The 21,472-nt window shown below is 67.0% G+C and carries 24 protein-coding genes; 6 read left to right on the forward strand and 18 right to left on the reverse strand.

The genetic code is table 11. The features are described 5' to 3' along the window. Window positions 1-24 precede the first annotated feature (24 nt). Window positions 25-369: a GFA family protein gene (locus ACVWWW_RS14430; RefSeq protein WP_027081788.1), complete on the forward strand. Its 345-nt coding sequence runs from the start codon at window positions 25-27 to the stop codon at window positions 367-369. 6 nt (window positions 370-375) lie between these two features. Here the strand turns inward: ACVWWW_RS14430 and ACVWWW_RS14435 are convergent, their stop codons facing one another. Genes ACVWWW_RS14435 through ACVWWW_RS14460 form a run of 6 tightly spaced genes read right to left on the reverse strand, consistent with a single transcriptional unit; the run spans window position 376 to window position 4,624 of the window. Further along, the gene (locus ACVWWW_RS14435) at window positions 376-1,110 is read right to left on the reverse strand and encodes a haloacid dehalogenase-like hydrolase (RefSeq protein WP_027081787.1); all 735 of its coding nucleotides are present in this window, start codon (window positions 1,108-1,110) and stop codon (window positions 376-378) included. Further along, window positions 1,107-1,895 carry an indole-3-glycerol phosphate synthase TrpC gene (trpC, locus tag ACVWWW_RS14440; RefSeq protein ID WP_027081786.1) on the reverse strand — a complete coding sequence of 263 codons (789 nt, stop codon included), beginning with the start codon at window positions 1,893-1,895 and terminating at the stop codon, window positions 1,107-1,109. The genes ACVWWW_RS14435 and trpC overlap by 4 nt, the downstream gene beginning before the upstream one ends. Continuing rightward, window positions 1,895-2,233, reverse strand: a complete 339-nt coding sequence (locus ACVWWW_RS14445) for an antibiotic biosynthesis monooxygenase family protein (RefSeq protein WP_027081785.1) — start codon at window positions 2,231-2,233, stop codon at window positions 1,895-1,897. The genes trpC and ACVWWW_RS14445 overlap by 1 nt, the downstream gene beginning before the upstream one ends. Continuing rightward, complete coding sequence (gene trpD, locus ACVWWW_RS14450) at window positions 2,230-3,261, reverse strand: anthranilate phosphoribosyltransferase (RefSeq protein WP_027081784.1); 1,032 nt, start codon at window positions 3,259-3,261, stop codon at window positions 2,230-2,232. The genes ACVWWW_RS14445 and trpD overlap by 4 nt, the downstream gene beginning before the upstream one ends. 1 nt (window position 3,262) lies before the next feature. Beyond that, window positions 3,263-3,841 carry an aminodeoxychorismate/anthranilate synthase component II gene (locus ACVWWW_RS14455; protein ID WP_027081783.1) on the reverse strand — a complete coding sequence of 193 codons (579 nt, stop codon included), beginning with the start codon at window positions 3,839-3,841 and terminating at the stop codon, window positions 3,263-3,265. A 3-nt stretch (window positions 3,842-3,844) separates the two neighbouring features. Further along, the gene (locus ACVWWW_RS14460) at window positions 3,845-4,624 is read right to left on the reverse strand and encodes an SIMPL domain-containing protein (RefSeq protein WP_196804303.1); all 780 of its coding nucleotides are present in this window, start codon (window positions 4,622-4,624) and stop codon (window positions 3,845-3,847) included. Between the two features lie 360 nt (window positions 4,625-4,984). Here ACVWWW_RS14460 and ACVWWW_RS14465 point away from each other — a divergent pair, with 360 nt between their 5' ends. Together ACVWWW_RS14465 and fdhD are read left to right on the forward strand one after the other, a co-directional pair. Next, entirely contained in the window at window positions 4,985-7,234 is a 2,250-nt protein-coding gene (locus ACVWWW_RS14465; protein WP_027081781.1) for an FdhF/YdeP family oxidoreductase, read from the forward strand. Beyond that, entirely contained in the window at window positions 7,231-8,022 is a 792-nt protein-coding gene (fdhD, locus tag ACVWWW_RS14470) for a formate dehydrogenase accessory sulfurtransferase FdhD (protein ID WP_036140985.1), read from the forward strand. The genes ACVWWW_RS14465 and fdhD overlap by 4 nt, the downstream gene beginning before the upstream one ends. A gap of 3 nt (window positions 8,023-8,025) precedes the next feature. Here the strand turns inward: fdhD and ACVWWW_RS14475 are convergent, their stop codons facing one another. The 7 genes from ACVWWW_RS14475 to ACVWWW_RS14505 all read right to left on the reverse strand — a co-directional run bounded on the left by ACVWWW_RS14475 (window position 8,026) and on the right by ACVWWW_RS14505 (window position 13,697). After that, complete coding sequence (locus ACVWWW_RS14475; protein ID WP_051234662.1) at window positions 8,026-9,369, reverse strand: sensor histidine kinase; 1,344 nt, start codon at window positions 9,367-9,369, stop codon at window positions 8,026-8,028. Window positions 9,370-9,372: 3 nt separating this feature from the next. Beyond that, window positions 9,373-10,047, reverse strand: coding sequence for a response regulator transcription factor (locus ACVWWW_RS14480; RefSeq protein ID WP_027081780.1), 675 nt, complete (start codon window positions 10,045-10,047; stop codon window positions 9,373-9,375). A gap of 98 nt (window positions 10,048-10,145) precedes the next feature. Next, complete coding sequence (locus tag ACVWWW_RS14485) at window positions 10,146-10,400, reverse strand: hypothetical protein (protein WP_051234659.1); 255 nt, start codon at window positions 10,398-10,400, stop codon at window positions 10,146-10,148. Window positions 10,401-10,577: 177 nt separating this feature from the next. Beyond that, on the reverse strand, window positions 10,578-10,775 hold the full coding sequence (locus ACVWWW_RS14490) for a hypothetical protein (protein WP_036140983.1): 198 nt from the start codon (window positions 10,773-10,775) through the stop codon (window positions 10,578-10,580). Window positions 10,776-10,892: 117 nt separating this feature from the next. Then, window positions 10,893-12,374 carry an anthranilate synthase component I gene (trpE, locus tag ACVWWW_RS14495; RefSeq protein ID WP_027081779.1) on the reverse strand — a complete coding sequence of 494 codons (1,482 nt, stop codon included), beginning with the start codon at window positions 12,372-12,374 and terminating at the stop codon, window positions 10,893-10,895. Between the two features lie 289 nt (window positions 12,375-12,663). Then, window positions 12,664-13,341, reverse strand: coding sequence for a ribulose-phosphate 3-epimerase (gene rpe / locus ACVWWW_RS14500; RefSeq protein WP_027081778.1), 678 nt, complete (start codon window positions 13,339-13,341; stop codon window positions 12,664-12,666). A gap of 14 nt (window positions 13,342-13,355) precedes the next feature. Continuing rightward, window positions 13,356-13,697 (reverse strand): J domain-containing protein, encoded by a 342-nt coding sequence (locus ACVWWW_RS14505; protein ID WP_027081777.1) that lies wholly within the window; start codon window positions 13,695-13,697, stop codon window positions 13,356-13,358. A gap of 115 nt (window positions 13,698-13,812) precedes the next feature. On the opposite strand from ACVWWW_RS14505, the gene ACVWWW_RS14510 reads away from it, so the two are divergent. The 3 genes from ACVWWW_RS14510 to ACVWWW_RS14520 all read left to right on the forward strand — a co-directional run bounded on the left by ACVWWW_RS14510 (window position 13,813) and on the right by ACVWWW_RS14520 (window position 16,217). Beyond that, the gene (locus ACVWWW_RS14510; protein ID WP_027081776.1) at window positions 13,813-14,742 is read left to right on the forward strand and encodes a phosphoribosylaminoimidazolesuccinocarboxamide synthase; all 930 of its coding nucleotides are present in this window, start codon (window positions 13,813-13,815) and stop codon (window positions 14,740-14,742) included. A gap of 90 nt (window positions 14,743-14,832) precedes the next feature. Next, a complete protein-coding gene (locus ACVWWW_RS14515) occupies window positions 14,833-15,309 on the forward strand; it encodes an Mpo1-like protein (protein ID WP_027081775.1) in 477 nt (158 codons plus the stop codon). Then, on the forward strand, window positions 15,309-16,217 hold the full coding sequence (locus ACVWWW_RS14520; protein ID WP_051234657.1) for a DMT family transporter: 909 nt from the start codon (window positions 15,309-15,311) through the stop codon (window positions 16,215-16,217). Before ACVWWW_RS14515 ends, ACVWWW_RS14520 begins: the two co-directional genes overlap by 1 nt. Here the strand turns inward: ACVWWW_RS14520 and ACVWWW_RS14525 are convergent, their stop codons facing one another. The 5 genes from ACVWWW_RS14525 to hmgA form a co-directional block, all read right to left on the reverse strand. Then, complete coding sequence (locus ACVWWW_RS14525) at window positions 16,218-17,081, reverse strand: NAD-dependent epimerase/dehydratase family protein (RefSeq protein WP_036141215.1); 864 nt, start codon at window positions 17,079-17,081, stop codon at window positions 16,218-16,220. Beyond that, complete coding sequence (gene nhaA, locus ACVWWW_RS14530) at window positions 17,081-18,304, reverse strand: Na+/H+ antiporter NhaA (protein ID WP_051234655.1); 1,224 nt, start codon at window positions 18,302-18,304, stop codon at window positions 17,081-17,083. Before nhaA ends, ACVWWW_RS14525 begins: the two co-directional genes overlap by 1 nt. Window positions 18,305-18,335: 31 nt before the next feature. Next, window positions 18,336-19,301 (reverse strand): sodium:calcium antiporter, encoded by a 966-nt coding sequence (locus ACVWWW_RS14535; RefSeq protein ID WP_027081773.1) that lies wholly within the window; start codon window positions 19,299-19,301, stop codon window positions 18,336-18,338. 9 nt (window positions 19,302-19,310) lie between these two features. Then, complete coding sequence (locus ACVWWW_RS14540) at window positions 19,311-20,066, reverse strand: hypothetical protein (RefSeq protein ID WP_081671912.1); 756 nt, start codon at window positions 20,064-20,066, stop codon at window positions 19,311-19,313. A gap of 61 nt (window positions 20,067-20,127) precedes the next feature. After that, complete coding sequence (hmgA, locus tag ACVWWW_RS14545) at window positions 20,128-21,438, reverse strand: homogentisate 1,2-dioxygenase (protein WP_027081772.1); 1,311 nt, start codon at window positions 21,436-21,438, stop codon at window positions 20,128-20,130. Window positions 21,439-21,472: the final 34 nt, after the last annotated feature.

Consider the following 21,472-nt stretch of genomic DNA (forward strand, 5'->3'; position numbering starts at 1 on the left):
CCACGCACGCAATCAGGAGAGCTCATGCACACCGGAAGCTGCCACTGCGGCGCCATCGCCTATCGAGTCGACGGCGCGATCGAACGCGTCATCGAATGCAACTGCTCCTACTGCAGCCGCAAGGGCCTGCTGCTGACGTTCGTGCCGCGCGACGCGCTGCATATCGAGCGCGGTGAAGACGCGTCGACCGAGTACCGCTTCAACAAGCACGCCATCGAACACCGCTTCTGCGCGACCTGCGGCTGCCAGGCGTTCGGCTTCGGCACCAGCCCCGACGGCAATGCGATGGCCGCGATCAACGTGCGCTGCCTCGACGATGTCGACCTGGCGTCGATCGAGCGCGTGCCGTTCGACGGACGCTCGCGCTGACGCAACTCAGGCGTCGGCGCTTACCGGTTCGCCCGCGCGCCCGGGGCAACCCCAGTTGAGCATCGGCGTGCCGGCCGGCAGGCGCTCGTGGAAGAACGCGATGCCCTTCTCTTTGGGATTGACCACGACCGGATGCTTCGCGACCTGCAGCAGCGGCAGGTCGGCCGTGCTGTCGGAATAGGCGGCTTCGATGTCGCCGGTGAATCCGGCGTCGCGCAGCATCGTCATCTTCATCGCGTGGTGGCAGTGGCGCGATGCGCGGATGCCGCCGAACACGCGCTCGACCTCGGTACCGATCACCGGCACATCGTCATGCGCCACGAACGCAAGGATCGCGCGTGCAAGCCGCGGCGGCGCACCGGTGGCGACGACCACGCGATCGCCAGCGAGACGATGACGATGGAATACCTCGAGCGCGACCGGCAATAGCCGCGCGCGAATGCCGTCGACGTTCTGCGCGACGTAGCGATCGATCAGCACGTCGAACGACTCGCGCTCGAACACCGTGCCGGCCCAGACGAACGCACCGATGCCGTGACGACGCGTCGGCAGGAACGCGATCATCGGACCAGCGATCGGCGCGATCAGCAGCGCGAGCAACATGCGCCAGGCACTGCGGCGGATCAGCCATGCGAACAGGTGACTGCCCGAATCGCCGTCGTACAGCGTGTGGTCGAAATCGAAGACCACCAGCGGCGCGGACTCTGCTGCTGGCGGATAGCGCGGACCGTCCAGCGTCATGCGAACAATCGCTGCAGTGCTGCGCCCGGATCCTTCTCGCGCATGAAGCTCTCGCCGACGAGGAAGGTTTCGATGCCTGCACCGCGCATCTTCGCGACGTCCGCCTGCGTGGCGATGCCGCTTTCGGTCACAAGAATTCGATCTGTCGGCACCGCCTGCTTGAGGTCGATCGTGGTATCGAGCGACACCTCGAACGTGCGCAGGTTGCGGTTGTTGACACCGACCAGTGGCGAGTCGGTCTGCAGCGCGCGCTCGAGTTCGTCGATGTCGTGCACTTCGACCAGCACGTCCATGCCGAGCTCGCTCGCCAGGTTCGCCATCTCCACCAGCGGGCCGTCTTCGAGCGCCGCGACGATCAGCAGGATCGCGTCGGCGCCGATCATGCGCGCCTCGTAGACCTGGTACGGGTCGATGGTGAAATCCTTGCGGATGATCGGCAGCGAGCACGCGCGATGCGCGAGCCCGAGGTAAAGGTTGCTGCCCTGGAAGAAGTCGACGTCGGTGAGCACCGACAGACAGGTCGCGCCGCCTGCTTCATAGCTGCGCGCGATCTCGGACGGATCGAAATCCGGCCGGATGACGCCCTTCGATGGGCTCGCCTTCTTCACTTCGGCGATCACCGCCGGCAGCCCAGCGGCATGCTTCGCGCGGATCGCGTCGACGAAGCCGCGCGACGGCGGCGTGTCGAGCGCGCGCGACTTCAGGTCGGCCAGCGAGCGAACGCGGCTGCGCTGTTCGATCTCCTCGACCTTGCGCGCGAGGATGGTGTTGAGGATGTCGCTCATCAATTCTTTCTCAGGCCATAAGCGCGCTCGACCTTGGCGACGCGCACTTCGAAATGGTCGTACCAATGGGCGCGACCGAACTCGCGTGTCGCCCTGTGTTCGGCATGATCGCGCCATGCGGCGATCGACGCCTCGTCGCTCCAGTACGACAGCGTGATACCGAAGCCGTCGTCGTCGCGTACCGATTCGACGCCGAGAAAACCCGGCTGCGTGGCGGCGAGTTCGATCATGCGGTCGGCCGCGTCGGCGTAGTCCTGCATGCCGACATCGTTGCGCTGAGAGGTGAACGTCACGATCCAGTACGGCTGCGCGGGCGTCTTCGCGAATCCGGCGCTCATGCGGAAAGCTCTTTCGTCGCCTTGACGAACGCGTGCAGCTTGTCGCGTGCAGCACCCGACGCGATGGTGCGCCGCGCGAGCACGATGCCTTCGGCGATGGATTCCGCAATGCCCGCAACGTAAAGCGCCGCGCCGGCGTTGAGTGCGACGATCTCGCGCGGCAGGCCGGGCGTGTCGTCGAGCGCAAGCATCAGCATGGCGCGCGATTCCGCGGCATCCGCGACTTTCAGGTTGCGACTCGCCGCCATAGAGATGCCGAAGTCCTCGGGATGCACTTCGTATTCGCGAACCACGCCATCGCGCAGTTCGCCGACTAGAGTGGCGGCGCCAAGCGACAGTTCGTCCATGCCGTCACGACCCCAGACCACCATCGCGCGTTCCGCGCCGAGCTCCTGCAGCACGCGCACCTGGATGCCGACGAGATCCGGATGGAACACGCCCATCAGGATGTTCGGTGCGCTGGCGGGGTTGGTCAGCGGGCCCAGGATGTTGAACAGCGTGCGCACGCCCATCTCGCGACGCACCGGCGCCACGACTTTCATCGCGGGATGATGCAGCGGCGCGAACATGAAGCCGATGCCGGTGCGTTCGATGCACTGCGCGACCTGTGTCGGTTGCAGTTCGATGTGCGCACCCAGTGATTCGAGCACGTCGGCGCTGCCCGAGCTCGACGACACGCTGCGCCCACCGTGCTTGGCGACCTTCGCGCCCGCCGCGGCAACGACGAACATGCTCGCCGTCGAAATGTTGAACGTGCTGGCGCCGTCGCCTCCGGTGCCGACGATGTCGATCATGTGCGTGCGATCGGCGACCTCGACCGGCATCGCGAACTCGCGCATCACCTGCGCCGCGCCTGCGATCTCCCCGACGGTTTCCTTCTTGACGCGCAGTCCGGTGAGGATCGCGGCGGTCATGGTCGGGCTGACTTCGCCGCGCATGATCATGCGCATGAGGTCGACCATCTCGTCGTGGAAGATCTCGCGGTGCTCGATCGTGCGCTGCAGCGCCTGCTGCGGTGTCAGCGGCATGTCAGCGCTCCAGGAAGTTCTTCAGCAGCGCGTGGCCGTGCTGGGTGAGGATGGATTCGGGATGGAACTGCACGCCTTCGACCGGATGCTCGCGATGGCGCAGGCCCATGATCTCGTCGAAGCCGCCGTCCGCGTCTTCCGTCCATGCCGTCATTTCCAGCGATGCGGGCAAGGTGTCGCGCGCGACGACGAGCGAGTGATAGCGCGTCGCTTCGTATGCGTCCGGCAGTCCGGCGAACACGCCCTGCCCTTCATGGCGGATGCGCGAGGTCTTGCCGTGCATGATCGTCTTCGCACGCACCACGTCGCCTCCGTAGGCCTGCCCGATCGACTGGTGGCCGAGGCAGACGCCGAGCAGCGGAACGTGCGGGCCGAGCTCGCGGATCACGTCGACGCAGACGCCTGCTTCGTTCGGCGTGCACGGTCCCGGCGAGATCACGATGCGCTCCGGCGCAAGCGCGTCGATCTGCGCGACGTTGAGCTCATCGTTGCGCACCACGTTTACCTCGGCCCCGAGCGACTGCAGGTATTGCACGAGGTTCCAGGTAAAGCTGTCGTAGTTGTCGATCATCAACAGCATGGGTCAATCCGCCAGCAGGAAGACCGCGTAGATGCGGTCGGTGTAGGTGACGTAGCCGGTTTGAAGCGAGGTCGCCCCCGGCGCCGGAGATGCGGGCGATGCAATACGCGACCCCGTCACCTCGACGCGATCGAGCGACTGGCTGGTCGAATTCCATTCGTACAGCGACGGCCAGTTGCCTTCATGGATGCCGTATTCGAACTGCGGCGCAACATCCGACACGCTATACACACCGCCGAGCCGTGCACCGTACGACTTTGCGATCGTGCTCGCCTTTTCGCGCGTGGCTTCGATCGCGCGCATGCGCAGGGCTTCGCGCAGCTTCGGCTCGTCCGACAGCTCAGTGCGTATGTCGGAAACCGAAAGCTCGTCGGACGTCTGCAGGCCCGACAGGAAGTTCTCAAGCGCGCTCTTGTCATTGAAGCGTGCGTTCAAGGAGCGGCGTACGCGTGTGCCGGCGAACACGGACGTACGCAATTTGTCGTCGTAGCGCTGCTCGGGATTGATGGACAGCGACGTCGCCACGATCTCGCGTTCGGCGACGTCTGCCTTGCGCAGCCGCGCGACCGTCGCGGTCAGCGCGTCTTCGACACGTTTGCGTGCCGCCCCGGCATCCATGTCGAGCGCCGTGAAGTTCACGCTGATTCGGTAGCGATCCGGAATCGCCCTCGCCTGCGCATCCCCATAAACCAGGATGTGGCGCGTCGGCGGCAGCGCATTGACCTGCGCCTGCGCGACGGTTGCGGCGAACAGCAGGGCGAGCGTGGCGAACATGCGGCGCATCGATCTCTCCTTGAATGACGGGACGACGGCGGTCGAACGCGGACGGGCAGACACGGCGAAGCCGACTGCTGCGAGGCGGTCGGTCATGACATGGCGGTTCGGATTTGGATCAGGACGTGGGGCGGACGGCACGCGCGGGTTCCTCGGACGGCGACGGGGCAGGACGGACGATGGCGCGGGGCCACCATCGCCAGCCGGCGTCGGCATGCGGGAACTGAACAGGCGCGGTGCGGTGCATGGCCCTACTGTAGCGGCTCAAGCCCCGCGGTGCGACCACGGTCCGGGCCGCATCGGGCGCGCTGACTGCATCCGCAACGGCCCGCGGTGCTTAAATCACCATCCGTTCCGTCGCCTTCCTCCATGACCGACCCGACCTTCAAACCGTATACGCGCCCGGCCGGCGGCTGGGATTCGCTTCGGCGCTCGTGGCAGGCGTTGCGCGACGAAGGCATCGTCACCGGCGGCGCCCGCGCGCTGCTCCGCACCAACCAGGACCACGGCTTCGACTGCCCGGGCTGCGCGTGGCCCGACCGCAATCCAAACTCAACGTTCGAATTCTGCGAGAACGGGGTCAAGGCGGTCGCGGCGGAGGCGACCTCGCATCGCGTGACGCGCGAATTCTTCGCGCAGCACACCGTCACCGACCTCGCCGCGCAGACCGATCACTGGCTGGAGGCGCAGGGTCGGCTGACGGAACCGATGCGTTACGACGCCGCGACCGGCCGCTACATACCGATCGGTTGGGACGATGCGTTCGCGTTGGTCGCGCACCATCTCAACGGGTTGGCGAGCCCCGACGAAGCGTTGTTCTACACATCCGGCCGCACGTCGAACGAGGCCGCCTTCCTCTACCAGTTGTTTGTGCGCGAGTTCGGCACCAATAACCTGCCGGACTGCTCCAACCTCTGCCACGAGGCCTCGGGCGTCGCGATGACCGAGCAGATCGGCAGCGGCAAGGGCTCGGTGACGCTCGACGATTTCGAACACGCCGATGCGATCTTCATCTTCGGCCAGAACCCGGGCACCAACCATCCGCGCATGCTCGGCGAGTTGCGTGCGGCGGCGAAGCGCGGATGCCGCATCGTCGTGTTCAATCCGCTGCGCGAGCGCGGGCTGGAACGCTTCGCGCATCCGCAGAGCCCGACGGAGATGCTCACCGGCGGCAGCACGAAGATCGCGACGGACTACTACACGCCGCGAATCGGTGGCGACCTCGCCGCGCTGACCGGCATCGCAAAGGCGCTGATCGAACGCGGCACGCTCGATACCGCATTCATCGATGCATACACGATCGGTTTCGATGAGTTCGCGGCGCACCTCGCTGCGCAGGACTGGGCCACGATCGAAGCGCAGTCGGGCCTGACACGCGCGCAGCTCGAAGAAGCCGCCGCGATCTACGACGCGAGCCGCGCGAGCATCGTGTGCTGGGGCATGGGCATCACCCAGCACCGCCGCAGCGTGGCGACGATCCAGATGTTGATGGCGCTGCTGCTGCTCAAGGGCAACATCGGTCGACCCGGTGCGGGCCCCTGCCCCGTACGCGGGCATTCCAACGTGCAGGGCGACCGCACGATGGGCATCTACGAGAAACCGTCGACGGCATTCCTCGATGCGATCGCCAGCGAGTTCGGCTTCGAGCCGCCACGCGCGCATGGACATGACGCCGTGACCGGTATCGAGGCGATGCTCGACGGGCGCGCCAAGGTGCTCTTCGCGATGGGCGGCAACTTCGCCGCGGCGACGCCGGATACCGCGCGTACCGCAGAAGCGCTGCGCAATTGCGCGCTCACGGTGCACGTGTCGACCAAGCTCAATCGCTCGCACCTGGTGCACGGCCGCGACGCGCTGATGCTGCCGTGCCTGGGCCGTAGCGAGATCGACGAACAGGCGGGCGGGCGGCAGGCTGTGAGCGTCGAGGATTCGATGAGCATGGTGCATCTGTCGTCCGGCATGAAGGCGCCGGCGTCGGAACATCTGCTGTCGGAGCCGGCGATCGTTGCACGGCTCGCGGTGGCGACGTTACCGTCCACCCGCGTGCCGTGGATGGAGCTGGTCTCGCACTACGACGGCATCCGCGAACGCATCGCCCGCGTGGTGCCGGGCTTCGAAGACTTCAACGAGCGAGTGCGCCATCCCGGTGGTTTCCACCTGCATCATCCGGCACGCGATCGCGTGTTTCCGACGGCGACCGGCCGCGCAGGCTTCTTTGTGCATGCACTGCAGGACGACGCGACGGTCGCGCCGTTCAAGCTGATGACGGTGCGTTCGCATGATCAATACAACACGACGATCTACGGGCTCGATGACCGCTATCGCGGCGTGCTTGGCCTGCGTCGCGTCTGTTTCATCAACGCGGCGGACCTCGCGCGGCACGGCCTGCGCGCGGGGCAGCTGGTCGATATCACCTCGGTCTGGCACGACGGCGAACGCAGGGTGCACGGCTTCACGCTGGTCGAGTACGACATTCCTGATGGCTGCCTCGCCAGTTACTTCCCGGAGACCAACCCGCTAGTGCCGCTGGGCAGCGTGGCCGAACGCGCCGGTACGCCGACGTCGAAATCGATCGATGTGCGACTGACGCCGAGCGCACCGGACATCGTGGCGTCGTGAGCGACACCGACGGGTTGCAACGAATCGCCGCGCTGCGCATCGACGGCGGCGAGCGACGCGAGTTCGACGACAGCGTCATCGTCGAGGCGCCGATCGCGTTCACCTACAACGGCATCGCGCATGCGGTGATGCTGGCGACACCGACGGACCTCGACGATTTCGCACTCGGGTTTTCGTTGAGCGAAGGGATTGTCGACGAGGCGTCGCAGCTGCAACTCGTCGAGATTCGTCGCAACGCGCAGGGCATCGCTCTGGAACTGGCGGTGCCGCAGCACTGTTTCGACCGGCTCGCGTCGCGCAATCGGCAATTCGTCGGCGCGAGCGGATGTGGACTGTGCGGGCTGGGATCGCTGGAACAGACGCTGCGCCCCGCACCGGTCGTCACTGACGAACACCGCGTCCGCATCGGCGACATCGTCGAAGGCATGCGCCGCCTGCACGATGCGCAGCCGCTGAATCGCAAGAGCGGCGGCGTGCATGCGGCGGCTTGGGTGACGCACGGTTCGCTGTGCATTCGCGAGGACGTTGGCCGACACAACGCGCTCGACAAGCTGGTCGGCGCGATGGCGCGCACGTCACGCGACGACGGTTTCCTCGCACTGAGTTCGCGCGCGTCGTACGAGCTGGTGCACAAAGCCGCGTGCGCGAGCATCGGCATCGTCGCGGTGATCTCCGCGCCGACGACGCTCGCCATCGAACTCGCCGAGCGCAGCAACATCACGCTGATCGCCTTCGCACGCGGCGAGCAGATGAACGTTTACTCGCACAGCTGGCGCATCGACGGCTGACGGTTACTCCGCGAGCGGCAGCACTACGCGCACGCCCAGCCCAGGGCCACGATCGGCCAGCCGCACATGCCCGCCGTGGCGCAGCACGATCGCACGGACGAGGCTCAGGCCCAGCCCTATTCCCGGCGAACCGCGGTGGGTTTCCAAGCGCTGGAAACGATCGAACACGCGCTCGCGTTCGGTATCGGGCACGCCCGGGCCTTCGTCGTCGACCGACAGCAGCGCAGCGCCGTCTTCGTGCGCAAGGCTGATGCGCACACAGGACGGCTGCGGCGCGTACTTCAGCGCGTTGTCGAGCAGGTTGACGATGACCTGAAACAACTGGTCGCGATCGCCACGCACCAGGCATGACGACGCGCGCGATTCGAGTTCGAGTCCGCGTTCCATCGCGCTCGGGGTGTAGAGCTCGGCGGCGTCGGCGACGAGTTCGGCGAGGTCGAGAACAGGCTCGTCCGCCACGGCCGGCTGTGCTTCGATCCGCGCCAAGCGCAGCAGTGCGCCGAACGCCTGCAGCAACTGATCGGTCTCGACGAGCGCGGCATCGAGCGCACGACTGCGTGCTTCCTCGTCGCGATGGCGCGCCTCTTCCAGACGATTGCGCAAGCGCGTCAGCGGCGTGCGCAGATCGTGGGCGATGTGGTCGGTAGCGTGGCGCACGCCGCCGAGAAGATCCTCGATGCGGTCGAGCATCGCGTTGAAGCGTCGCGACAGACGATCGAACGCGTCGTCGCTGCCGTCGACCGGCGCACGCAGGCCGAGTTGCCCGTCGCCTACGCGCGCAGCGGTGTCGTCGAGATCACGCAGGCGACGCGATACCCAGCGTGACGTAAGCGCACCGGTAAGCGCACCGAGCGTGAGCGCGACCAGCGCGGCGGCGAGCGCGGTGCGCAGCATCAGTGCGAGGAAGCGGTCCTGCGAGCGCGTGCGCTGGCCGGTGACCAGCGTCCAGCCGTCGTTGAAGCGATGCACGCGGGCGATCACGCGCACGGGGCCACTGTCGTCGTTCTGTGCGAACTCGACCCAGCCGCGCGGATCGCGCGGACCGGGTACGCGCGCGAGTGGCCCGTCGATGCGACGCCCTGCGCGATCGAACAGTGCGTAGACGGCCGCATCGTCGTCGGAGTCGACGCGGTTGCGCACTTCCTCGATGAAATCCTTGCGACCATCGTCGCGTGCGATTTCGAGCAGGCCCGCTTCGTCGGCCCGCACTACGTCGCGGGTGTCGCCGTCGAGCAGCGTCGACACCGTGAAACGCACGCCGACGCCGAGCACCACGAATGCCACAAAGAACGACAGCGTGACCGCGATCGCGAGCCGGGCACTGGTCGATCGCAGCAGCAGGATCACGCGTCAGGTGCCCAGCCGATAACCCGCGCCGCGCACGGTATGCAGCAGCGGCTTTGGAAACCCGGCGTCGATCTTCTGGCGCAGTCGGCTGATGTGCACGTCGATGACGTTGGTCTGCGGATCGAAATGATAGTCCCACACCGCTTCCAGCAGCATGGTGCGGGTGACGACGCGCTCGGCCTGCTTCATCAGGTATTCGAGCAACCGGAATTCGCGTGGCTGCAGTTCGATGCGTTTGTCGCCACGGCGCGCTTCGCGGCTCAGCAGGTCCAGTTCGAGATCGGCGACGCGCAGCTTGGTCGGCTCGCTGCCGCCCGCGCCGCCGCGTCGCGCAATGGAATCCAGGCGCGCACTCAGTTCGGAATACGCGAAGGGTTTGACGAGGTAGTCGTCGGCGCCTGCACGCAGGCCTTCGACACGATTGTCGACGTCGCCCAGTGCGGTGAGCAGCAGCACGGGCACTTTGCTTCCGGCGCCGCGAATGGTCTTGAGCACGGTCAGGCCGTCGACACCCGGCAGCATGCGGTCGAGCACCAGCGCGTCGTAGGGCTCGGTCGTGGCCATGAACAGGCCGTCGCGACCGTTGTCCGCCTGGTCGACGGCATGGCCGTCCTCGCGGAGGCCTTTCGCGATGAACGCGGCGGTGTGCAGGTCGTCTTCGACGAGAAGGATGCGCATGTGCGGTACGACTGGCGTCGGTGAAAAAAGATACCCCGCCGGCGGGGACCGGCGGGGTATCGCGGGCCCGGGGGTTACGGGCCCGGGGGACGTCGTGCTCAGCCCTTCTTCGGCTCGTCCTTCTTGGCGGCCGGCTTCTTCGCGTCCTTGGACGCGGTGGTCGACTTCGCCGGTGCCGCCTTGGCCGGAGCAGCCTTGGCGGTGGTGGCCTTCGGAGCAGCGGCGGCGGTCTTGGCCGGTGCGGCAGCGGCAGCCTTCGGCGCTTCGGCCTTGGCCGGCGCGGTGGTGCCGGCGAACGCGGAACCGGCGAACGCGATGGCGGCGACAGCGATCAGAGCGGTGCGGAAGTTCATGGCGGTATTCCTCTCGAGTGATGGTGCGGAGTGCCGGCGGTGCGGTGCCGCCTTGATGACCACAGTGCGCCGCGCCGCTTGGCGCAGCGATGGCCGCGTCATGAAAGTTCGGTAATGAAGCGGCCAAAGAAAAAGCCCCGCGCTTGGCGGGGCTTTTTCACGACATCGCGGGGGCGATCAGCCCTTGTTCGCGGTCTCGGTCTTCTTCGCGGCGTGGTGCTTCGCGTGATGCTTGGCGTGGTGCTTCGAATGGTGCGTGGCCGACTTCATCGGGGCGGCCGGGGTCGCCGGCGTGGCCGGGGTGGCGTCCTGGGCGAACGCGGCGCCGGCAACGGCGGTGAGGGCGACGGCGAGCAGAGCGGTGCGCAGCTTCATGGTGAGCTCCTGGAACAGGGGATGGGTTCGACCGGGCGGACAAATCCGTCCGCGAACCCACGGTGCCTCGCCGCACTTGCGCGGGAGGTGGCCCGTCCATGAATTTTTTTTAATCCGTCAAAGGCCCTTGGCGGCCTGCGCGACGGCGCGGAACAGCGCGCGTCCCTTGCTCATCGTCTCTTCCCACTCGGCGGCGGGGTCGGAGTCGTACACGATGCCCGCGCCGGCCTGCACGTACAGGCGACCGTCCTGGATGACGGCGGTGCGGATCGCGATCGCGGTGTCCGCATCGCCATGCCAGCCGATGTAGCCGATGCTGCCGGCATACACGTTGCGCTTGATCGGTTCGAGTTCGCGGATCACTTCCAGCGCGCGGATCTTCGGCGCGCCGCTGACCGTGCCGGCCGGGAACGTCGCGCGCAGCACGTCGGCATAGCTCAGCCCGTCCTTCAGGCGCCCCGTCACTTCGCTGACGATGTGCATGACGTGGCTGTAGCGCTCGATCACGAACTGCTCGCCGACTTCGACGGTGCCCGCTTCGCTGACGCGGCCGACATCGTTGCGACCGAGGTCGATCAGCATCAGGTGTTCGGCGCGTTCCTTGGGATCGGCCAGCAGCTCGACTTCGAGCGCTGCATCTTCCTCGGGCGTCGCACCGCGACGGCGCGTGCCGGCGATCGGTCGCACGGTGACTTCGCCGTCTTCCAGCCGCACCAGGATTTCCGGCGAACTGCCGACCACCTGCATGTCGCCGACGTCGAGGAAGTACATGTACGGCGACGGGTTGAGCGCACGCAGCGCGCGGTAGACGTCGACCGGCCGCGCAGTGAACGGCACCGACAGGCGCTGGCTCAGCACCACCTGGAAGATGTCGCCGGCGCGGATGTAGTCCTTGGACTTCTCGACCGCGGCGATGAAGCCGTCGCGGGTGAAACCCGATACGAAGTCGCCTTCGTCGAGCGCGGCAGCGTGCAGCGTTTCCGGATAGCCCGGCCCGCCCTGGCGCAGCCGATGCGTGAGTTCGTCGAGACGACGGTTCGCGCGCGCGAACGCATGCGGCTGCGACGGATCGGCATGCACGATGAGATACAGCCGACCCTTGAGATTGTCGAACACGGCGACTTCCTCGCTGAGCATCAGCAGGATGTCGGGCGTGCCAAGTTCGTCGCGCTTGCCGCGTCCGCCGGCGGCGAGTCGCGGCTCGATGTAGTCGATGCACTCGAAACCGAACCAGCCGACCAGTCCACCGGTGAAGCCCGGCAGGCCTTCGAGGCGCGGCACCGAATGCGCGGTGCGCAAACGCTCGACTTCCGCGAACGGATCCTCGACGTCGCGCGATTCGACGAGCTCGCCGTCCTCGGTGACGAACAGCGTGTGGCCGGCGAACGCGTACACCCGACGCGCCGGCAGCCCGATGATCGAATAGCGACCGAAGCGCTCGCCGCCTTCGACCGACTCGAACAGGTACGTATGCGGGCCGTCGGCGAGCTTCAGATACACCGACAGCGGCGTGTCGAGATCCGACAGCACTTCGCGGACGACGGGAATGCGGTTGTGGCCGGCATCGGCCTGCTGCTGGAACGACTCGAACGATGTCACGCGGAATCTCCTCGGAAGAACGACGGGTGCGATGGACGACGGCGGCTCAGGGCCACCATCGCCAACCCGTGGCGAGGCGATGCGATTGCGTGTGCGGAGTCATGGGGCCGGACTATAGCGGCTTGCGCGTCGCGGGCGAAACGGCGGTGCATTCATGCATGAGCGCGCCCGGTGTCATCGACCTGTCACCGCGCATCCGGAATATGGGAGGCCATCGCAGGGACGACTGGCGAGGCAGGATGCCTCCTTGATTCCCCAGCCGGTGCCTTCGGACACCGGCTTTTCTTTTTCAGCGACGGCGCGCGTCGTCCACCGCGGACTTCATGTGCGCGATCACGTCGGCGTAGCCCGGCGCGTTGAAGATCGCCGAGCCCGCGACGAACGTATCCGCGCCCGCCGCTGCGATCTCCGCGATGTTGTCGGCCTTGACGCCTCCATCGATCTCCAGCCGCACGTCGCGGCCGCTCGCATCGATCATCGACCGCACGCGGCGCAGCTTGTCGAGCGCGGACGGAATGAAGGCCTGCCCGCCGAAGCCGGGGTTCACCGACATCAGCAGCACCATGTCGATGTCCGACAGCACGTAGTCGAGCACGTCGACGGGCGTTGCCGGATTGAGCACGATGCCCGCCTGGCAACCGAGCGACTTGATCAGCTGCACGGTGCGATGCACGTGCCGGCTCGCTTCCGGGTGGAACGTGATCATCGACGCGCCGGCTTTCGCGAAATCCGGAACGATGCGATCGACCGGCTCCACCATCAGGTGCACGTCGATCGGTGCGGTGACGCCGTGCTTGCGCAGCGCCTCGCAGATCATCGGGCCGATGGTGAGGTTGGGCACGTAATGGTTGTCCATCACGTCGAAGTGCACCCAGTCGGCGCCCGCCTTCAGCACGTTGTCGACTTCCTCACCCAGCTTGGCGAAGTTCGCGGACAGGATGGACGGTGCGATGACGGTCGATTGCATGGCGGTCTCTGAAGTCAGCGACGCGGCTTGCGCAGCGCCTGGATGCGGTCGTAGGCGCCGTTGATGTCGCGCGCCTTGATCTCGGCGCGACGACGCAGCTCGGGTGCGGCGGTCGCGAACTTGTCGGGGTGGTACTGCGACATCATCCGGCGGTAGGCCTGGTCGATGTCCGCATCGCTGGCGTCGTCCGGCACCTTGAGGATGCGGTAGGGATCGTCGCGCAGGCGGAACCAGTCGGCGTCGAACGCATGCCCGATCAGCAGCCCGAGCAGCGCGCCCAGCGGCGGCTCGGCGCGCAGCAGCGCGGCACCCGCGAAGAAGCCCAGCAATTTGCCGTACCACCGGGTCGTTCGCACGCGGCGGGCCCTGCCTGCGGGGTCGGAGATCGGGCCGGCAGTGTACCTGCAGCACGACGGCGGCCGGCGTACACTGCCCGGCCCGCCGCCTCCGGCGGCCGTGTTCGACAGGCCCATGCGACCTTCGCTGCTGACGTCCGAACTGCCCGGGCTCCACCTGCGTCACCGCGGCAAGGTCCGCGACGTGTTCGACGTGCCGGCCGATCGCCTGCCGCCCGAAGTCGCACACGATGGTGACCATCTGCTCATGGTCGCGACCGATCGCCTCAGCGCGTTCGACGTCGTGCTGCCCGACCCGATTCCCGGCAAGGGCGAGATGCTCTGCCAGATCAGCAATTTCTGGTTCGGCAAGACCGCGCACATCGTGCCGAACCATCTCACCGGTATCGACGTCGGGAGCGTGCTGCCCGCCGGCGTCGACGCCGCGCTGTACGCGAAGCGCGCGGTGGTCACGCGTCGCCTCAAGCCGGTGCCGATCGAATGCATCGCGCGCGGCTACCTGATCGGCAGCGGCTGGAAGGATTACCAGCGCACCGGCCGCGTCTCCGGCATCGCCCTGCCCGACGGCCTGCGTCAGGCCGAGAAGCTGCCGGAGCCGATCTTCACCCCGTCGACCAAGGCCGCGGTCGGCGACCACGACGAGAACATCGACTTCGACGCCGCGGTGCGCCTGTGCGGTGCCGAACTGGCCGAAGCCGTGCGCGACGCGACGCTGCGCCTCTACGCCTACGCCGCGGATTACGCCGCGCAGCGCGGCATCCTGCTCGCCGACACCAAGTTCGAGTTCGGCACCGATGCCGACGGCCGCCTCTACGTCATGGACGAAATGCTGACGCCGGATTCGTCGCGCTACTGGCCGGCCGATTCGTACCAGGTCGGCACCAGCCCGCCGAGCTACGACAAGCAGTTCGTCCGCGACTACCTGGAAGCGATCGACTGGGACAAGACACCGCCCGGCCCGGTGCTGCCGCACGAGGTCATCGAGCGGACGCGGGCGAAGTACGCCGAAGCACTCGATCGCCTGGCTGGCATTTCGGTCGACTGAGGCATCGGACTGCCTACCGGCCGTCCCACCGTTGCAACGCCGGGCGCGCACACGCTGCGGCATGATGATCGCCTTCGCCGGAGAGCGACCATGAACGCCGACGTCCGTCCCATCGACCGCTGGTTCGCGAGCTACAGCGACGACCATCGCAACGACACCAACCAGCACATCCACGTGTGGTGCGTGCCGGCGATCCTGTGGAGCGTGATCGCGCTGCTATGGTGCATCCCGTCGCCGACGACGATGTTCAACGATGGCGTGTTCGCTGGCGCGGCCATGCTGCTCGCGGCGCTGTTCTACTACCGCCACTCGCGCAGCCTCGGGCTCGGCATGGCGATCCTGTTCGTCGTGCTCGGGCTGGTGACGCGCGTGCTGTTCGCCGTGCTCGGCGCGAAGGGTCTGCTGACGCTCGCGGTCGCGGTGTTCGTCATCGCATGGATCGGGCAGTTCGTCGGCCACAAGATCGAAGGTCGCAAACCGAGCTTCTTCACCGACCTCACCTACCTGCTGATCGGCCCGGCCTGGGTGATGGCCAAGCTGTTCCGTCGCATGGGCATCGGTTACTGATGACGCGCAACGCCGGCCTCGGCGGCCGCGATCTCGTACTGGTGCTGCTGATCTGCCTCGCGTGGGCGGGCAACTTCCTGACGTCCGCACTCGCACTGCGCGAGATTCCGCCGTTCCTGTTCACCGCATTGCGCTTCGCGATTCTCGGCGGCGCGCTGCTGCCTTTCATGAAGCGTCCGGCGCGCGGTCAGTGGCCGCGACTGTTCGCGGTCGCGATCTGCCTCGGCGTCCTGCACTTCGGGCTCAGTTTCACCTCGCTCAAGCTCGCGGGTGATCTGTCGTCGCCGGCGATCGTCATGCAGAGCTACGTGCCGATCACGGCACTGCTCGGCTGGTTCGTATTGGGCGAACGCTTCGGATGGCGGACAGGACTCGCGATCGCGGTGAGCTTCGGCGGCGTGCTGGTGCTGGGCTTCGATCCCATCGTGCTCGACCATCCGGCCTCGCTGATTTCGATGCTGATCTCCGCGGTATTCCTCGCGCTCGCGACGGTGCTGATGAAGCGCCTCAAGGGGCTCGACGTCTTCAGCCAGCAGGGCTGGATCGCGTTGATCAGTATGTTGCCGCTGCTAGCCGTAAGCTACTTCATCGAGCCCGGTGCGATCGCGAAACTACCGCAGGTGTCGTGGGTCGGCTGGGTCGGCGCGGCGTATGCAGCGTTCCTGTCGTCTCTGCTCGGCCACGGTCTGTACTACGTGCTGGTGAAGCGACATCCGATCGCGCAGGTCACGCCGTGGCTGCTCATCTCGCCGGTGCTGGCGGTGATCCTCGGCATCGTGTTCTGGGGCGACCGCCCGGGGCCGCGACTGCTGGTCGGCGGCGCGATGGTGCTGGGCGGCGTGCTGATCATCGCCTTGCGCGCGCTCGCTAAATCGCGCGACGTCGTGCGCGAACCCGCCGAGATCTGATCAGCCCGAGCGTGGAAACATCGACGCCTTGGGCGTGAACGCGCGCGGCCCGTAACCGAACGCTTCGCGTGCGGGCGCTGCGTCGAATACGAGGTCGCGACGCATACGTTCGATCGCGGCGTCGCCGAAACCGGTCGCGATGCCACGCGACTGCGCCATGCGCACCGCAAATTCGAATACCGGCAAGGGAAGTTCGATCAGGTGCGCCGGCGGTTCCAGCACGCGCAGCACGCGGCGCACCATGTCGCGATACATCAGTGTTTCGCCGCCGGGCAGATCAAAGGCGCGATCGTGCGCGGCGGTCGCGCCGATGCTATCCACCGCTGCAGCTGCGAGGTCGACGACATGCACCGGCTGGCGCAGGCCCGTCGCACGACGCGGCAATGGAAACCAGCGCATGCGATGCGCGATGCGGGCGATGCGGCTCAGCGTGGCGTCGCGTGCGGCGCCGTAGACCAGCGTCGGGCGCAGGATCGTGGTTGCGGCACCGCGTTCGCGCGCAGCCGTCATCAAACGATCTTCGGCGAGTTGCAGGCGCTGCGCGACGTCGCGTTCCTCGGGATCGACCGAATGCTGCTTCACCATCACGCTGGTCGATCCGAATGCGATCAAGCGAGCCGTCTTCGGCGGAGTGCGCGCATACCAGTGCGAGAACGCATCGAGCGGTCCGCAGCTCACGATCGCATCGACCTCCGCCGGCAGCGGCGGCATCGAATCGAACGCACCCTGCAACCAGGTGAGGCCGGGCTCGTCGCGCTGCGCATTGCGCGACAACGCGGTGACGCGCCAGCCGGCATTGCGCAGGCGATCGATCAGCGGCTCGCCGATCTGCCCGGTTCCGCCGAACACCAGTGCATGACGCATCAGGCAGCGTTCCGTGCGAGTGCCGGCCGCAGCCACGCGTAGCCGAGCACGGCCGACAACACCGACGCAGCCAGCACGCCGAGCACCGCTTCCTCGTAACGATGCACGTCTTCGTACGCGAGCGAGGCGATGAACAGGCTCATGGTGAAGCCGATGCCGCACAGCAGACCCAGCCCCAGCGTTGAGCGCGTATTCATGCCTTCGGGCAGGCGTACAAGGCCGAGCGCACGCAGACCGAGCGCCGCACCGGCGATGCCGATCGGCTTGCCGAGCACCAGTCCCAGCGCGATACCGAGCGGTAGCGCATCGAACATGTCACCGGCTGCCATTCCGCGCACCGCGAGCCCAGCATTCGCAAACGCGAAAAGCGGCAGGATCGCGTAGGCGACCCATGGATGCAGCGCGTGTTCGAGCGTCTCGAGTGCCGAATGCTCGATCTCGTCGTCGATGTCGTTGCGCTTGTCGACGTGCGGAATCATCAGGCCTGTGGCGACGCCCGCCAGCGTCGCGTGCACGCCCGACTTCAAGACGCACAGCCACAGCACCGCGCCCAGCACGAGGTACGGCGTCAGCGCGGTGACGTGCATGCGGTTGAGCACGAACATCGCGATGAGCGCGATGGCCGCGAGCCCGAGCGCGAACAGGGACATGCCGTGCGAGTAGAAGACCGCGATGATGAGGATGGCGATCAGGTCGTCGACCACCGCGATCGTCGACAGCAGCAGCTTCATGCCGACCGGCACGCGCGGGCCGAGCAGCGCGAGTACGCCGAGCGCGAATGCGATGTCCGTGGCGGTCGGCACCGCCCAGCCACGCAGTGCGCCGGCATCGCCGCGATTGAACGCGACGAAGATCAGCGCAGGCAGCGCGACGCCCGCGATCGCACATGCGAGCGGGAGCACCAGCTGGCTGCGTTCGGCGAGTTGCCCGCTGGTGGCCTCGCGCTTGATCTCCAGCGCGACCAGCAGGAAGAAGATGGCCATCAGGCCGTCGTTGATCCACAGCAGCAGCGGCTTCGCGAGTTCCGCATCGCCGATGCGCACGGCGAACGGCATCTCGCGGAATGCTTCGTATGCGCCCGACAGTGGTGAATTCGCGCAGATCATCGCGACCACTGCGGCCGCGATCAGCACGATGCCGCCGGCCGCCTCCAGCCGGAAGAAGTCGGCCAGTGCACGCACGGCGCGCAGCCCGATGGCCGAATGACTGCGGATTCCATCCATGCGGCCGAGTATATCGGCCGCGTCCTGCGACTCAGCGGTGCAGGCGGACGATCTCGAAGGCGATCCAGGCGAGCATCGCGACGAACAGCACGATGCCTTCGTTGCGCGAGACGCGCATGTCGCCACGCAGCACCGGCAGCATCAGCGCGCCGAACACGAATGCGGCCGGCAGCTCGTAGCGCACGAACGATGCCGGGATCGCCAGCCCGTGCGCGAGCAGCGCCATGCCACCGAGCACAAGCAGGATGTTGACCAGGCTCGATCCGATCACGTGGCCCGCGACCAGGTCGCCCTGCCCGCGTCGTGCCGCGCCGATCGCGCCCGCAGCTTCGGGCAGCGCGGTCGCGATCGCGACCGGCAGCAGGCCGGTGAGCAGCGGCGTCAGGCCCATCGCTTCGCCGACCACCGGCGCGTGCTGCACGATGAGCCGCGCGCCGTAGCCGAGGAACACCGCCGCCAGCACGATGCGCACGAGGTTCTGCGCGAGCATGTCGCTGGTGCGCGTGAAGCCTTCGATCTCCGCGCGCACTTCCGGCGATTCATCCGCGCTGCGCGTGACCTTGAAGGCGATGATCGCGACGAATGCGATGACAAGGATCGCGCCGTCGAGCATCGACAGCTGGCCGTCGAGCGACATCACCAGCACCAGCGCCGTCGCCGCTAGCAACGCGATCAGCAGATGCGACAGCGAACGCCAGCGCACCAACACGGGAGCCGCGATCGCGGCGAGCGCGAGCGTCAGGCCGACATTGACGACGTTACTGCCGACGGCGTTGCCGAGCGCGAGTTCACCGTCGCCTTTCGCGACCGCATAGAAGTTGACGACCAGCTCGGGGATGGACGTCGCCAACGCGACCAGCACCAGACCGACCGCGAACGGCGGCCAGCCGAAGCGTCGCGCAAGTCCTGCTGCGCCTCTAACGATCGAATCGCCGCCCAGCGCGAGCAGCACGAGGGCGAGCAGGAACCACAGCGCGGAAGCGGTGACGTCGGGCATGGTCGATCCTCAGGAACAGCCTTCAATGTAGTCGACCTGCGGCGCAACACCCGCATGCCATGCGGTGACCTTGCCCGCGGCATCGGTTTCGAACACCACCGCGCCGCCGTTGCCCGACACCTTTAGGTATTTGCCGCCGTCGACGTACTTGTGCGGCGTTTCGGTCACGCGACCTGCGTACAGGCGACGGATGTCGTCGATGCTCATGCCACGGCGCCCGCCGCCCGGCGCGACCGCGCGATCGTTGCTGACGTCGTAGCGCGCGAACTTGCCGCCGTCGAACATGAAACGAAGTCCCGCGGCGCCGAGTTCGCCGACCGGATTGAGATAGCCGCACTCGCCGGCTTTCACAGTGCCACCGAGTTCGCGGTTGAACGCCTTCTTGGCCTGGTCGACCGTCATGCCGAACTTCATGTCGCCGTAGCCGTCGAAGTGCGCCGGGCTGTTGGCGGTCGACGGCGCGGGATCATTCGCCGGCGTGTGCAGGCCACCGGGTGCACTCGGGTTCGGTTCGCCGACGGCGATGCCCTGCGCGCCGGGTGGCGGCGTCGATGCGGTCGCGCCTGTCGATGCGTCAGCGGTGGCCGGCGTGTCGGTCGATGCGGGCGTCGCCGCCGTCGCTGCGTCTGCAGAAGTTGGTGCGGTACCCGATGCCGCAGGCGCCGACGCTGCGGAATCCGAGGTCGCAGACGTGGCATCACTGGCGGGTCGGCCGGAGCAGGCGCACAGCCCGGCCACGAGGATCAGCGATGCAACGTGCTTCATGGGGCGCTCCACGGTCGGTTCGCGGCAGCCTAGCCGGCGGCCGTGAACCCGTCGCGAAACGTCAGCCGGCGAAGTTCTTCTTCAGCCCCGCCCAGCAGGCCTGGTAGTCGCGCTGGCGATGCGCCGCGTCGATCGCCTGCTGCGTCGGGCGGATCACGAAGCGCGCTTCGAACATGAAGGCCATCGTGTCCTTGATGAAGTCGGGCTTCGACAGGTCCGCGTTCGATGCCTTGTCGAACGTCGTCGCATCCGGCCCGTGCCCCGTCATGCAGTTGTGCAGCGAACAACCGCCCGGAGAGAAACCTTCGGCTTTCGCGTCGTACGCACCGTGGATCAGGCCCATGAACTCGCTCGCGATGTTGCGGTGGAACCACGGCGGGCGGAACGTGTCCTGCGCGACGAGCCAGCGCGGCGGGAAGATCACGAAATCCATGTTGCCGACGCCGGGCGTGTCGCTCGGGCTGGTGAGCACCAGGAAGATCGACGGATCGGGATGGTCGAACGAGATCGAACCGATCGCGTTGAAGCGGCGAAGGTCGTACACGTACGGCGCGTGGTTGCCGTGCCAGCCGACGACGTCGATCGGCGAATGGCCGATGTCCGCACGCCACAGATGGCCCTGGAATTTCGCGACGAGTTCGAAGTCGCCTTCGACATCCTCGTACGCGGCGTTCGGCGTCATGAAGTCACGCGGATTGGCGAGGCCATTCGAACCGATCGGGCCGAGGTCCGGCAGCCGCATGAACGCACCGAAGTTCTCGCAGATGTAGCCGCGCGATGCACCGTCGGGCAGCTTCACCGCGAAGCGGATGCCGCGCGGAATCACCGCAATCTGCTGCGGCTCGACGTCGAGCACGCCGAGTTCGGTTTCGATGTGCAGGCGGCCTTGCTGCGGAACGATCAGCAGCTCGCCGTCGGCGTCGTAGAACCAGCGGCCCTGCATGTCGCGATTAGCGGCGTAGAGATGCACGCCGATACCCGACTGCGAGGCCGCGCAGCCGTTGCCGGCCATGGTGAACAGGCCATCGAGGAAATCGACGGACGCATCGTCGCCCGGCAACGGCATCGCGCTCCAGCGCATCTGGTCGGGGCTGACCGGGCCGGTGTCGAAATCATTGTGGAACGTGGTCGACGCCGGGCCTTCGTAGCGCGCGAACGGGCCATGCATCGCCGCGGGACGGATGCGATACAGCCAGCTGCGACGGTTCGCATGGCGCGGCGCGGTGAACGCGGTGCCGGAGATCTGTTCCGCGTACAGGCCGTGCGCGACGCGCTGCGGCGAATTGCGGCCTTCCGGCAGCGTGCCGGCGCGCGCTTCGGTGGCGAACTCGTTGCCGAAGCCGGACTGATAGCCGGTGCTTTCGATCGTCATCGCAGGGTTCCTGTCGCGGATGCGAAAGGCCCCT

The sequence above is a fragment of the Lysobacter sp. HA18 genome, assembly GCF_054057595.1.